Annotated in this window: 11 protein-coding genes; 5 read left to right on the forward strand and 6 right to left on the reverse strand. The window is 46.3% G+C overall.

Translation table 11 applies throughout. The features are described 5' to 3' along the window. Nucleotides 1-15 precede the first annotated feature (15 nt). Nucleotides 16-1443, forward strand: a complete 1428-nt coding sequence (gene hldE / locus ACXAGX_RS06740; protein WP_474837384.1) for a bifunctional D-glycero-beta-D-manno-heptose-7-phosphate kinase/D-glycero-beta-D-manno-heptose 1-phosphate adenylyltransferase HldE — start codon at nucleotides 16-18, stop codon at nucleotides 1441-1443. A 112-nt stretch (nucleotides 1444-1555) separates the two neighbouring features. Continuing rightward, nucleotides 1556-2647 carry an XrtA/PEP-CTERM system-associated ATPase gene (locus tag ACXAGX_RS06745; protein ID WP_474824353.1) on the forward strand — a complete coding sequence of 364 codons (1092 nt, stop codon included), beginning with the start codon at nucleotides 1556-1558 and terminating at the stop codon, nucleotides 2645-2647. A 78-nt stretch (nucleotides 2648-2725) separates the two neighbouring features. On the opposite strand, the gene ACXAGX_RS06750 is transcribed toward ACXAGX_RS06745, so the two are convergent. Genes ACXAGX_RS06750 through ACXAGX_RS06765 form a run of 4 tightly spaced genes read right to left on the reverse strand, consistent with a single transcriptional unit; the run spans nucleotide 2726 to nucleotide 7487 of the window. Next, a complete protein-coding gene (locus tag ACXAGX_RS06750) occupies nucleotides 2726-4405 on the reverse strand; it encodes a porin family protein (RefSeq protein ID WP_474824355.1) in 1680 nt (559 codons plus the stop codon). Further along, on the reverse strand, nucleotides 4371-5300 hold the full coding sequence (locus ACXAGX_RS06755; RefSeq protein ID WP_474824357.1) for an XrtA-associated tyrosine autokinase: 930 nt from the start codon (nucleotides 5298-5300) through the stop codon (nucleotides 4371-4373). Before ACXAGX_RS06755 ends, ACXAGX_RS06750 begins: the two co-directional genes overlap by 35 nt. Continuing rightward, the gene (locus tag ACXAGX_RS06760; protein WP_474824359.1) at nucleotides 5300-6874 is read right to left on the reverse strand and encodes an XrtA system polysaccharide chain length determinant; all 1575 of its coding nucleotides are present in this window, start codon (nucleotides 6872-6874) and stop codon (nucleotides 5300-5302) included. The genes ACXAGX_RS06755 and ACXAGX_RS06760 overlap by 1 nt, the downstream gene beginning before the upstream one ends. A gap of 25 nt (nucleotides 6875-6899) precedes the next feature. Next, nucleotides 6900-7487: an XrtA/PEP-CTERM system exopolysaccharide export protein gene (locus ACXAGX_RS06765; RefSeq protein WP_425388382.1), complete on the reverse strand. Its 588-nt coding sequence runs from the start codon at nucleotides 7485-7487 to the stop codon at nucleotides 6900-6902. Nucleotides 7488-7685: 198 nt separating this feature from the next. Between ACXAGX_RS06765 and ACXAGX_RS06770 the strand changes: the two genes are divergently transcribed. The 3 genes from ACXAGX_RS06770 (at nucleotide 7686) to ACXAGX_RS06780 (ending at nucleotide 11676) form a co-directional block, all read left to right on the forward strand. Continuing rightward, on the forward strand, nucleotides 7686-9098 hold the full coding sequence (locus ACXAGX_RS06770) for a TIGR03013 family XrtA/PEP-CTERM system glycosyltransferase (protein WP_474824361.1): 1413 nt from the start codon (nucleotides 7686-7688) through the stop codon (nucleotides 9096-9098). Between the two features lie 72 nt (nucleotides 9099-9170). Next, on the forward strand, nucleotides 9171-10598 hold the full coding sequence (xrt, locus tag ACXAGX_RS06775; RefSeq protein WP_474837386.1) for an exosortase: 1428 nt from the start codon (nucleotides 9171-9173) through the stop codon (nucleotides 10596-10598). A gap of 7 nt (nucleotides 10599-10605) precedes the next feature. Next, nucleotides 10606-11676 (forward strand): GNAT family N-acetyltransferase, encoded by a 1071-nt coding sequence (locus ACXAGX_RS06780; protein WP_474824365.1) that lies wholly within the window; start codon nucleotides 10606-10608, stop codon nucleotides 11674-11676. A gap of 59 nt (nucleotides 11677-11735) precedes the next feature. Here the strand turns inward: ACXAGX_RS06780 and ACXAGX_RS06785 are convergent, their stop codons facing one another. Then, the gene (locus ACXAGX_RS06785; protein ID WP_474837388.1) at nucleotides 11736-12854 is read right to left on the reverse strand and encodes a glycosyltransferase; all 1119 of its coding nucleotides are present in this window, start codon (nucleotides 12852-12854) and stop codon (nucleotides 11736-11738) included. Continuing rightward, a complete protein-coding gene (locus tag ACXAGX_RS06790; RefSeq protein WP_474837390.1) occupies nucleotides 12851-13903 on the reverse strand; it encodes a glycosyltransferase family 4 protein in 1053 nt (350 codons plus the stop codon). Before ACXAGX_RS06790 ends, ACXAGX_RS06785 begins: the two co-directional genes overlap by 4 nt.

The raw sequence follows: 13903 nt of genomic DNA on the forward strand, positions 1-13903 counted from the left end.
CTAGTAAATAAAACGATGATTCTACCAGACTTTAGCGCAACGCGTATTCTGATTGTCGGCGACCTGATGCTTGACCGGTACTGGACCGGCGGCACCGGCAGAATTTCCCCTGAAGCACCGGTTCCTGTGGTCAATGTGAACAGTACCGAAGACCGTCCCGGTGGTGCTGCTAACGTGGCAATTAATGCGGCATCACTAGGTGCAAATGTCACTTTGCTGGGGCTTTGCGGTGACGATGAAAATGCCGCTATTCTTGCAGAAAGGCTTACATCTTTTGATATTCAACATGAGTTAGTCCGTTGTGCGGGGCACGATACGATTACCAAATTGCGTATTATGAGTCGAAATCAGCAACTGTTGCGCCTGGATTTCGAAAAGAGCTTTGCCGATGTGGATAAAAGCGCACTTGTCGCCGCTTACGAAAAAGCGCTGGCAGATCACGATTTAGTGGTGCTTTCCGACTATGCGAAAGGCTGTCTGTCGGATGCCCAGGTATTTATCAAAGCTGCGAAAGCGGCGGGAAAACCTGTCGTTATCGATCCTAAAGGGCAAGACTTCTCACGCTATGCGGGTGCCACGCTCATTACACCTAATCGAGCAGAACTTGAGTTAGTGAAAGGCCCTGCCGCTGATGAAAGCACTCTGGTTGCTCAAGCCGAGTCATTAAGAAATGAACTTGAACTGGACGCAATTTTACTCACCCGGTCTGAGCAGGGCATGACGCTGTTTTGCGCTGATGAAGCCCCGTTCCATTTACCGGCGAAAGCGAAAGAAGTTTACGATGTGACCGGTGCCGGTGATACCGTCGTGTCGGTGCTGGCATCTGCCATCGCTGCTGGCGTGAGCATGCCTGAGGCCTGCGTGTTAGCTAACATTGCTGCAAGTATTGTCGTTGGCAAACTAGGTACTTCTACAGTAACAACCACGGAACTCGCTGTTGCACTGGGTGAACAATCCAGCCATTTGGATGGCGGCGTGATGACCGAAGAGCAGCTCTTGTCTGCCATGGCCCAGGCCCGTCATCGTGGCGAACGTATTGTGATGACCAATGGTTGCTTTGACATTCTGCATGCGGGCCATGTGAGCTATCTGGAAGCTGCCGCTAAACTTGGTGACCGTTTGATCGTTGCCGTGAATGACGACGCATCGGTATCGCGTCTGAAAGGGCCGGGTCGACCCATCAATAATGTCAGTCGAAGAATGGCGGTGTTGGCCGGCTTAGCAGCCGTAGATTGGGTTGTTCCATTTAGCGAAGACACGCCGCAACGTTTGATCGCCGGGCTGCTCCCAGACATTCTGGTGAAAGGGGGAGACTACAAGGTAGAGGAAATCGCCGGCGGCCAGGAAGTCATGGATAATGGCGGTGAAGTGCGGGTATTGCACTTTGAAGAGGGTGTGTCGACAACGGGAATAATCAGCCAAATCGTTAGTAAACAGCAGTAGGCAGAAATCCCGCTTTATTCGTCAATAAAGCGGCTTCAGGCATAGCGATACTCACGGCTTTACGATACCCTTAAATCTTCACAAGACGTGGTTTAAGCATAGCGGTATATTCATGTACGAAAGTTTTTATGGACTCGATTCCAAGCCATTCCAGTTAACCCCGGATCCGGCGTTTTTCTTTGCCAGTAAGTGGCACAAACGGGCGATGTCATACTTACAGTATGGTCTGTCACAAGCAGAAGGATTTATCGTTATCACCGGTGATATCGGTACCGGTAAAACCACCATCGCTAACAGCCTGCTGGCTGAAATTGAAGATGATATCGTTGCTGCTCAAATCGTAACACCCAAACTCACGCCAGACGAACTGGTGAAAATGGTGGCATCGAAGTTCGAGATCAATACAGCGGGTCTGACTAAAGCCGATATTCTCAAAGAACTTGAGTCTTTCCTTTATGCCTTAAGCCAACAAGGCCGTCGCGCGCTTTTACTCGTGGATGAAGCGCAGAACCTGCCGCTGGAAACCATCGAAGAATTGCGAATGCTGTCTAACTTCCAGCAGAACGGTAAACCCTTGTTGCAGAGCTTTCTGTTAGGTCAGGAAGAGCTTCAGCCTATTTTACGTGCGCCGAACATGGAGCAGTTCCGTCAGCGTATTGTTGCATCATGTCATTTGGCTCCATTGGTTGCCGACGAAGTGGTTCGCTATATCGAGTATCGTATGGAGCATGCGGGTTGGAATCGTGGCGCGTTGTTCTCTCAGGAAGCGTATTCTCGTATTCACGAATTCACCCGGGGCGTACCAAGAAAAATTAATACGCTCATGGACCGCATCCTTCTGTACGGATTTCTTGAAGAGTTGGAAACCCTGGACGAAGAAGCGGTAAATGCAGTGATCAGCGAAGTCAAAGACGAGATGTTTGTACCTGACTCACCGTTAGCTGAGATGGATGAAGACGATGACGACGAAGAAATGGATTTGTCAGAGGTCATGGCGAGCCTGAAGCAAAAAGGCCCCCATTCAAAATTGATTACGCCAAAAGGTAAAGAAGTGCAGGACGCCGAATACTATAAGGCAATGCTTGCTGAGCTGGTGGATGCATTGGACGATGCGATTGCGCATAAGGTTAAACTCACGCAATACATCGACAAAATGCTTAAGAAGAAGTATCAGACGTACGTCCGCATGAAAGACGAGGAATGATGGCATTGGGATATTCTCAATAACCGTCAGCCAATAAAAAACGCCGCTTCAAGCGGCGTTTTTATTAAACGTTAAACACTATTCGTATTCGTAACGAACCGTCAATGTAATTCTTCGCTCATCGTAATTCGCACCATAAACCGAAGTTGCAAGCGTGCCGGTACGCTTCATGTAACCAGCCTCGATATCGCCACTGAGGCTCTTACCAAACTTACGTCGAAGACCCGTTGATAATAGCCACTGCTCGTTATCTGCAGTTGACGTTCCGTTGTCTTGCTCAGTAGTTCCATAGCGAAGGCTCCCAAGTAGCGTTGTGCGTCTTCCGAGTTCGTAAGTACCACTCACGGTTGCAGAGTAAATAGTTCGCTGTCGATTGAACTCAAGGAAGTTGTCGTCAGCATACTGCAAATTTAATAGTACAGTTGCCCGGCGCCCTTGAAGCCCCATTTCTGCAGCCGCTGATTTTCTCAATATAACAGCATTAGATAATTCAACGCCCGAATCGATAAACTGAAGATATTGTTCACCGTCACCCAGCGAGTAATCAAGCGAAGGTGGCTGGAAACAGTCTGCAGCAGTAAACTGACCAATAGGACAGACAAAAATGCCAAGTGATTGAGGGTTGGCTACAAGCTGGCTATATGACGTGACTTGTTCGTTATATCGTAAGGCTCCGCGTATTTTACGGGAGTTATAGGTCAGTGCTGCACTGCCCGATTTACCGTAGAAACGTCGTCCATAGGTAGCCTGGAAGCTGGTACGTGGGGTTATCGCCCAACGGGTGTCGATACCAACGAATATGTCGCCATCGTCTCTTTCTACATCTGAATTGACTTTGTTAGCTGTAATTGCCACATAGTGGCCAGCATCCTGGCGGTAAGTTAACCCCACACCATAACTTCTGAACTGCCGCTTGTTACTGAATTCATCGGTACGGTCGGTAAGTTCATTGGCGTCATAACTGGCGTTAAGACGAATGCCAATGGGGCCGTAAACCATTGAATCGAGTGAACCGGTCAGGTAGGTACCTGAGTAGTCCCCGTTACTGGTTTGTTCGTCGCGCTCAAGATCACGGTACATGCCTGTGGCAGTCCAAAAGTAATTTTGTGCGTCATTGCCGTTCATCAGATAAAAATCTGAGGTCATTGAGTCGTTGTTGAACGTTGTCGTTGGTCGAAATTCTGACTCGCTTGAGTCACCGGCTGAGTAGTTAACTGAACCGCCACCAGCGATGTAATCACCCTGGGGTAAAGTGAGCTTGGCGCTATAGCTTTGCGTTTCAACTTTCACCAACTCTTCAGCGTAGAGAAAGTAATCTGAAATTAGAAAGTTAGCACCTGTATTGTCGAGGAAGCGTTGGCTGCCTCGTGTTTCGAGTGTCAGCAGATTATCAATAGCTTCCCAACTTGCACCGTAGCCATATTCCGCGTAGGTATCTTTACGGACAACATCGTCGGAATCCCGTTCCATCTGCGTAACACTACCAGTTACATAGCCGCGAAATGTACGTGATGTATAACCAATACGACCTTCGGGCGTAACGGCAAGTGTCAACAGTTCCTCATTTCGCACATTGGAATGACGATTCTGCAAAAGTGATTTAGCTTCTACCGAAGCTGATACATTAAGGCCTTCAGCATGCGCGAAATGAGCCGTTAGCACTAAAGCTAACGGCGACAGCACAGGTAACCAATTTTTTTTATTACGCTGAGATGCTCGCATACTAAGGGTTTTGCCTTTCTGCGTAGTAGTATCCATAGTAGCCGGTTCCTTCCGGATCATTATTCACCGATTTGTTAACAACGAAGCCGATTGCCATGTCTGGGTTCAAACGTTCGACTGCATGACGAACATCATTTAGTTTTGACTTACCTTCTTCAACCACTACCACAGCTTGGCCGGCGAAGTTTGCCAGTACAGCCGTTTCTGTAATCCCGATCAGGGGCGGTGTGTCAAAGATAACGATACGATCTGGATAGCGGTTGGCAAACTCATTTACTGTTTCGGCCATCTTCTCACTGGCCAGAAGCTCAGTGGTCAAATGGTGAGAACGACCGGCAGGAATGATTTTCAACTTATCAAGGTTAGTGGGGTAGAGTACGTCAGATATATCGTCCACTTCACCTGTGAGATATTCCATCAAACCTTCACGACGTTGTAAGCCTAATGTATTTAAAACATTCGGCTTTAACACGTCAGCATCCACCAACAGTACGGTTTTGTCCTGCTCGGCTGCAATACTCATTGCCAGGTTACACGCCGTGAACGTTTTACCCTCTGACGGGCGTCCACTGGTAACCATAATGATGTTACTGTTTTTCAGTGTTGAAGACAGTTTACCGAAGGCGTTGTTGATGAGCTTCCGCTTGATTTCACGGTACTCTTCGTTAATTTGCTTACGTACACCATTAATAGAAATATGACCGTTCTCTTCTAAACGTTGAATATCAAGTTCAAACGGTTCGAGAGTCGATGACTTACCTAAAGGTGCAGGTTTAGGTTTCGCTGCAGGCTGAGTAGCAGAAATAACTTCCTCTTCAGACACTGCCGGCGATTCAGAAGAGGCAGAAGCTGCTTGTTGAGCTTCAAGTTCAGCTTTCTTCTTCTGGGCTTCACGCTGCCGTTGCAGCGCTTTTTCAATTGTACTGCTCATTACAAGATACCCTGCAGTAGATCGATATTAAGCAATTCTGCTCCAACTAATAGGCCATACGCCATCACTAATATTCCTGAAGATACAAGGAAAACAGCCATGCGCACCCGGTTTGTCTTCCTGATTTCATTAATGTTCAGGTGAGTTACCGTGCCCCAGACTGGATAGTCTGTAATTTGATTGAGCTGCGACGCTCTGACCAACAGTGGAGACAATTGGCTAAACAGGAACGCAAGACCAATACCAATACCGAAGCTTAAAAGCAGCACAACTGTGTAGTAGATGATGCGATAAGGGCCGGAAGGCTCGTTCGGCTGAAGAGGAGGCTCAATGATTCGGAACTGCAACTCTTCAGCTGAAACATCAGCGCGACGAGACAGGTCTGCTGACTCACGTCGAGCCAGTAAGTCTTCGTACTTGTCTTTAGTGATAAAGTAGTCACGGTTAAGCGCAGCTGACTCGGCCTCGATTTGCGGCACTAAATCTATCTTAGATTCGAGAGCAGCAATACGGCGTTGTAAATCCTGTTCTTTAACGGTGAGTGCCGCAACAGAGCTCTCATGGCGACTGATTTCCAGTTTGAGTTCCTGGTTTAAATCGCTCATGGGCACGCCATCAGAATCACTTTCGTCTGCATTTCGAAAATCATCGATTTCTTTCTGACGGGCTTCTTCCAGATTCGCAAGCAAGGCTTTCGCTTCAATAACGTCAGGGTGTTGATCAGTGAAACGCAATTGAAGATCGTCAAGACGCTCTTCCAAGGTTTTGATTCGTTCATCGTAGCGAGTACGAAGCACCGAATCAGACTGATTACTCACACCAAAGCTATCGCCAGTGCCTTTAGAACGTGATAGCTGATTGGTTAACGATTCAACCTGCTGCGTTGTTTGCTTTATCAACAAGCGTGTGGCTTCGAGCTCGTTATTCAGCGTTTGCAATGTTGAATAGAAAGTACCTTGAAGCGGGAGAATATTATTGTACTGACGTTTGAAGTTGGCAAGGCGTTGCTCTGCTTCAGAAAGTCGTGACTCGTACTCAGCAATCTGCTCATCAAGGAAACGGTTTGCGGTATCGGTGTCGCGACGGTTGTTGCCGAGGGCACCTTCTACGAATAAATTCAGCGTTTCCTGAACCACAGTTTGCGCCATAGCCGGGCTTCTGTTTTCGTAGGAAATGGTGAAAATGTTGTCGCGACCGGTAGCTCTTAATTGAATATCGGTAGACAAGCCATTTACCAGGTTATCAAATTCTTTGTCGCTGGTAGTGGTTAAATCTAAATCGCTTTCTCGAGCAATGGTTTCTACGTTTGACCGGCTAAGCAGTGTTTTTGCCATTGTCTGTATTTCTTGGTCAGGGTTTGTCTGTATGGCCAAACCCTTCAACAATGGCTGTAACACGGAGCGGGTATCAACGAAAACCACGGCCTGCGATCGGTAAACGTCTGGAAGCATCGCCACGTAGGCGAAACCTATCGGGCAGAGTATCCAGGTACACACCATGATAAGACGCTTTTTGACCCAAATTCCCTTTACATAGTCGTTAAAGTGACCGAGGGCGCGCTGTAAATCCTGCATTGAATGTCCTAACTACTTTTTACTTCTAGAACCAGGCTTCTGGAATAATTACGATATCGCCAGGCAGGATATCAATATTCTTAGAAATATCGCCGTCACGGATCAGATCATCAATATTCACATCGTAGGTCGCTTGCTCGCCGTTTACGACTCGAACCAGTTTGGCGTCATTACCGTTAGCGAACTCGGTCAATCCACCCACTGCAATCATGAGATCCAGTAATGTCATGTTTTCGGTGTAGCTAATAGCACGTGGGTTAGTGGCTTCACCAATAACACGAACCTGTTCGCTGAGAGGACCAGAAAAATTATTCAGGCTAACCGTAACGCGAGGGTTATTAATGAAAGTAGACAGCTTTTCTTCAAGCTCTCGGGCTAATGTAGAAGGGGTTTTTCCTGCAACATCAACGTCTTCTACTAATGAAGTCGTCACTTTACCGTCCGGACGAACGATAAACTGACCAGAAATTTCAGGGTTACGCCACACAAAGATAGTTAACGAATCACCAGGACCGATAAGGTATTGATAATCATTAACATTTGTTGTCTTTGATGGGTGTGCTGTTGCAGTTGGCAACGTAGAGTGGCTTGTGCATCCAGAAAGGGCTGTCATGGCGCCGACAACCGTCAAACTTAAAACTTGTTTAGACCAATACATGAGAGTTCATCCTACACTCGGTTTAATTAATTTTTTTGCCTTAATGTAATTTACCCTACGGCAAATACCACTATAATGCCATCATCTTATGTAGTCTATTACAATAATAACCTTTATCATGTACAAAGATGTTGCAGTATCAGGGGGCCAAGGGTGGCGATAAATAAGCACAATCAAAGCAAGCGTTCAAACATTCTTGTTCTAACCGAAGCTCTGCTCGTTGCGTACATGGGATACATTACGCAGTTCATTTTGGTTCAGATCGGTATTAGTGAACCGGTAAGTATTGAGAAATTAGTGGTAAATGTAGGCATGCTCACTGTTAGTATCCTGCTTTGCTCACTATCTGTGGGGCTTTACGAAGCTAAGCTCAGAGAAACATTCCGCGGTATTATTCGTCGAATTTTCGTGAGTGTGGGTCTGAGTTATTTTCTAGTGGAAGTGGTCAGTCGCGCGCTGTTCGACGAACTGACGATGCATTCTTATTTCCTGCCAGCGGCTGTATCTAGCATTATTATCACGCTGGTGATATTCCGCTACTTCACCAACCGCTTGGGCCTACTTGGCCTAGGTAAAGTGCGCATTGTCGTGCTGGGTGCCGGTGAGCGTGCATCTATTATAGAAAAGCGAATGCGCCGCGATGTGGACCGTATCGGATTTGATCTATTGGGATTTATTCCCATACCTGGTGACAACCGGGAAGACGGCATCAAAAATGAAAAAATCATTCACGTTAAAGTCGATGAGAATTTTCAGCAGTTTATTGCCGACAATGAAATCGAAGAAATTGTCATTGCCTGTGACCAGCGTCGAGGTACGTTACCCATAGATGTCCTATTCGAATGCAGACTACGCGGTATTGAAGTGACAGACTTACTCGACTTCATGGAACGTGAAACAGGACAAATCGTTGTCAACCTCATGTATCCAAGCTGGGTTATTTACTCTAATGGTTTCCATAGTCAGAACTATCTGCGTGATGCAATGGATTACTTTCTTAATGCATTTCTTGCCTCGTTTGTGTTTTTCTTCACCTGGCCATTCATGCTGATCACCGCCATCATTATTTGGTTGGATGACGGCCGACGGACTGGCGCCTCTGTATTTTATAAACAGGAGCGTGTAGGTCTGAACGGAAAGCTGTTTAAGATCATTAAGTTCAGAAGTATGCGGCCTGACGCTGAAAAAGACGGTGCAAAGTGGGCTAGTAAAAATGATGATCGTGTGACCCGTATTGGTCACTTCATCCGTAAGTACCGGGTTGATGAATTACCGCAGCTGTTTAATGTTTTCAAAGGTGAGATGGCTTTCATCGGTCCTCGTCCTGAACGGCCTGAATTCGTTGAGAAACTGGTACGTGAAGTGCCGTATTATAATCAGCGCCACAACGTTAAGCCGGGCCTTGCTGGCTGGGCTCAGCTAAATTATCCCTACGGTGCGAGCGTTGAAGATTCAATGGAAAAACTGAAGTTTGATCTCTATTACGTCAAACATCAGAGTCTACTGCTGGATATTCTCATTCTAATTCGCACGGTAGAAATCGTTTTATTTGGTAAAGGGCGCTAATTTTCCGCAATCGCTATTGCTTAAAAAGCCGTTGTATAACATCAGGGTAGAAGTATGAATAAGGAGATGGGTATGATGGCTTTTTTTGCTAAGCATCCAGCAAGAAATATATTGCTGACGCTTGTTGGGTTAGCGCTTTTTTGGGCATTGGTTAATGCGCCAGTTATGCTTACCTTATGGCGCCATGGTTTCGACGATGGTACCTACTCCCATTCCTATCTTATTCCTTTCATTTTTATTTATCTGCTAATTGTACTTGCACGCCGGGGGGAATTGCTGCCCCGACAATCCGTGTACTTGCCCGCAGTGTTTGCTTTTGTAATTTGTGCCGTAGGCTTTTACTTTGCACTTACTGCGCAGTTGTCGCTGCTATATTGGACGTTTTCTTTGTTACTGTTGGCTAGTGCGTGTTGGATCGTTGTCCACTATACGTTAGGGCTGGCTTACGCAATTGGCTTCTTATTGTTCATGTATCCAATGTGGGGTGCGTTACAATATGTGCTACAACATTTGTCTGTTTTTGCGGTGATGAACTTAATGAATCTGACCGGAATTCCCACCTATGTGGAAGGGACTTCCGTAATGATTCCGGAAGGCACCTTTATTATAGCCGGTGGGTGCAGTGGTCTGCGTTACTTCATTGTTTCTCTCGCCATTGGCTCAATGTTTGTTTTTCTTAACCTTAGAAACAGAGTTTCTGTGGTTAAGTTTATAGCGTTGGCGATTATCGGTGCACTCATAACAAACTGGATTCGAATCGTGGCGCTGGTGTTGATTGGCCACTTTACCGAAATGCAGAGCGACCTGATGCATGACCACAATAATTTTGGCTGGTACATCTACGCGCCTTTCATCATATTGCTCTTTTGGTACGGCGAGAAATTGATTAAACAAGAACCCGCTGATGTGTTGCAAAAGCAAGAAGAGGCTGCGGCACTGAAAACATACCGTCAACATATGCCCAATGTTATTATTGCGTGCTGCTTAATTGTCCTCTCTTCTTCAGTACTGCAACTGAATGTCCTAACGCCGCCAATTGACAAAGAAAACTGCAACCAATATCAATTGGAGAGTGAATACGCGCCGTATCTTCCTTATGGCCCAACAATATGCACAACACAACAACGTGCCGGTGGCATTGCATATCATACGCTTTCAGCCCTCTACAATGGTGAAGATCCTGACGGTAAGCCAACGCAATATCAAGTCCGCCTAGCGCCGGAGTCGTGGCAGGAGCTGCGTTGGTTAGAGAATGGCTCTTGGACTATCCGCATATTTCGAAATGGCCGCGAACAGCATTTTATCGCTTATAGCTACATAACCCCCACAGAGCAGGTTGCCAGTGAAACGGCAATGAAAAAAGCCAGGGTTTCAGCTGCGCTAAAAGGGGAACGGCGAGCGGGCTTACTATGGGCACACGCGCAATGTCCCAATAACTGTGATGCAGTAATTCAACAGTGGCCGGCAGTATCTCAAGCTTTCAGCTTCCAACAGTTCTGAGTGCACTATGCGTGTCCGCGTTATCGATTCGGCTGACGAATTAATAGGGTTGGCGCCCTTGTGGCGTCAGTTGTATAAGGCCGCTGGGAATCGCCAAATTTTTCTACATCCCGAATGGCATTTATGCTGGCTTCGTCAATATAAAAAGTACATTCGTCAGCTGAAAATATTTACAGTTTTCCGCGGTGACGAATTGGTTGCCGTGTTACCTCTTTATCAGCGAAAGCATGAATGGTTTCAACTTCGTTTTATTGGTACTGGAGAATCGGAAGAAAGTGAAGTGTGTACGGAATACCACGATATTCTAATGCACAATGCTAATCAGGAAGACGTTTTAAAGGCGCTGAAAGCGGCGCTGTTAGCTTCTGGCAAAGGCCTAGTGCTTGCCAACCTACGATCTGACTCGCTGTTATTACGGCTATGTAAGCAGCTTTATAGCGCTTCACTGATGCACTCTGTACAGGTTCAATCACGATTTTATATTCCATTGATAAATGATGGCTTGGCTAAATCAAAACTTAACAAGAAATCAAAACGCTACCTTAACCTAGTTCACCGTCTTGGCGGGCAATTACGTATTTGTGAAGACAAACAGGATTTGCCGCAGTATTTCGATGAGCTCGTCAGCTTGCATAAAAAGCGCTGGGGCAAAGCAAACACACCAACCATATTCGATAACCGCGACTTTTTACAATTTCATCAGGCCCTGGCGAAATCCCTTTTCGATAGTGATGAACTCATATTAGCAACGTTAGAAGTCAACGGTCAGCCCGTTGCGGCTTTTTACGGCATGACATCGGCAGATTCAGTGTATTTTTATCAAAGTGGCATTGATGATGGCTTTACGCCGAATGTTTCACCAGGAACGGTTATTCATTTTCTGGTGGCCCAGGAGGCAGCATGGCGAGGTTTTAAAGAGTATGATTTTTTGGGAGCGTCTATCAATGATAGCTATAAACAACGACTCACTGAAAATAGCGAGCCATTAGTTGCGATTAACGCTTATCATAATCAGGCACAGCAATGGATTGATAGGCTGCGCGTAACAGCCTGCAAAGTCATGAGACGACTTTCGTGACACTCAACTAGCCGTAACGTTAACTAGTCTCAATTGAAACTAAACTCAATTCAACGTCGCTACTCATCGCCAAACGCCTTTAAAAAGCCTCTCGCACAGTTTTCCCATGTATAGGTTGCCACAGAGTGTCTTAATGCGTCTGGGTCCCAGGCGTTATTCAATGCAGCTTCAACACTATTGGCAACGGATAGAGCCGTTAGCTCGTGGATTAATATTCCGTTAACACCATCAGTAATGATTTCCGGGATGCCACCCACGGCCGTTGCTATCGGTGGGATGCCGGCAGCTAGCGCTTCCATAATCACATTGGGCACGCCCTCGCGATAACTAGGCAATATGAGTGCCGTCGCATTCTTTAGTACGCCAGGAATATCTTTATGCATAACAGGGCCGCGAAGCGTTATTCGATCACCAAGGTTTAACTGGGCGATCCGTTCTGCCATGGCTTGTTCTTCAGGGCCTTTACCGACGATATCTAAGGTCACCTGAATGCCGTTCTCTTGCAGCAGCGCCATGGCGTCTATCAGTTCAAATACTCCTTTGGTTCGCAGCCAATTACCTATAAACAACAAACGCGGTGTGTGCTGTGCAACGGGGTCTGCTGAAAAAGCATCAAAGCTCACGCCGTTGTACACCGTCGAGAGCGGAAGGGGAGAGGTGGCTTTCTGAGAGATTTTATTAGCCAAGTCTTTGCTTACGGTGATGACTGCATCTGCGCTTTGAAAAGCATTGAGCATTTGCGACTGTCTACCGTTTTGTTGGAAATGGAGGTTGATATCAGTGCCAACGCAATGAATCACAACGCGGTTTCCAAAAATACGCTTAAACCAAGTGGCGACTACACCTTCTGGAAACGCCCAACTGGCAACAATTTTCTCTGAACGGGCAAGTTTGATGAAAGGAAAAATGCAACAAAGCATTGAAACCAGCAAGGTCAGTGAATAGGTACGACGCCCAAAACCAGGCAAAAAAAGAAACGGGAAAAAGCAGGCACGGCTTTGCTTTAGGTTGCCTTTTAAAAGTTGCTTAAAATAAATATGTGCTGGAACCGGTACCAGCACATCGACGTCTGCAAAATCGCGTAAAGCCTCTACTATTTGATAGTTGTATGCCGCTCTGGTTGGTTCCCAGGGTGAAGGATACAAGTTGGTAAAATAGGTAATTGCACTGCGCTTCATAATGCATTGACGGCTTTTAGATAAATGTCAGAGACCTGACTAATGTCAAAAGAAGATTTCACTAGCGCCAAACCACTGGCTGAGAGTTCTTGCCATTGAATTTCATTGGTCGCCATTTCATTCATCGCTGCAGTAAGCGATGTCTGGGTATCATCGACAAACAGACAAAAGTGCTGTTGTTGAGCGAGGTTGGGTATTTCACCCACTCGGGTAGATATGGCCGGTATTCCTCTGGCAAGGGCTTCAATGAGCGCCATTGGCAGACCTTCCGTGGTTGAATTTATAACCAAGCAGTCAAGGTGCTTGTAAATGTCGTCTTCATCCAACACATTACCGTGTGTAAATACCTGATCATGTAACTGGTGCTGCGCAATCGCCCGCTCAACATTTTCTCTTTCTGGTCCATCACCAAAAAGATGCAATTCACATGCATATTCACCATTTAGTTCAGCAAAGGCATGAACAACTTTATCAATCTGTTTAAGTGGTACCATTCTGGCAACACACCCAAAGCGGAAGGGGCGAGATGGCGGTTGTGGTAAGGCTGAATTAGCTATTACGCCATTTTGAATCACTACAGTATTTTCAGGGGACCAGTTATAGCGTACTTTCACACTGGTTTTCACTTTTTCTGATACTGCAAAGTCCTGATCGATATAAAGTGCGGCTATCCAGTGACTTAAACGCATGCCTCTTTGAGAAGGAGAATCTTCACCGTGATGGGTATAGATGACCTTTTTATCCAGCAAAAATGGGAAAATGGGCATGAGTGCTCGAATTACTGCAGGAGAATGGATATGAATGATGTCGAAGTCGCGGATGAGGCGCTTGGCTGTTGCCAGGCGTTTAAGCACACTTTGCGTATTGTTAATCACTCTGATCCCTCGCTTTTCTACAATAGCTTGAAAAGGATCATTTACATGCCCATAGCTCAGAGCTGCCACTTTATAACCTTGCTCATGTTGATAAGTCAGGAGGTTTACAGCACACTTTTCTGCACCTCCAACCTGGAAGCTGCTCACACAGTGCAGTATTTTTTGAGTCTTCAT

It is taken from the genome of Alteromonas sp. ABV4_515, assembly GCF_056160345.1.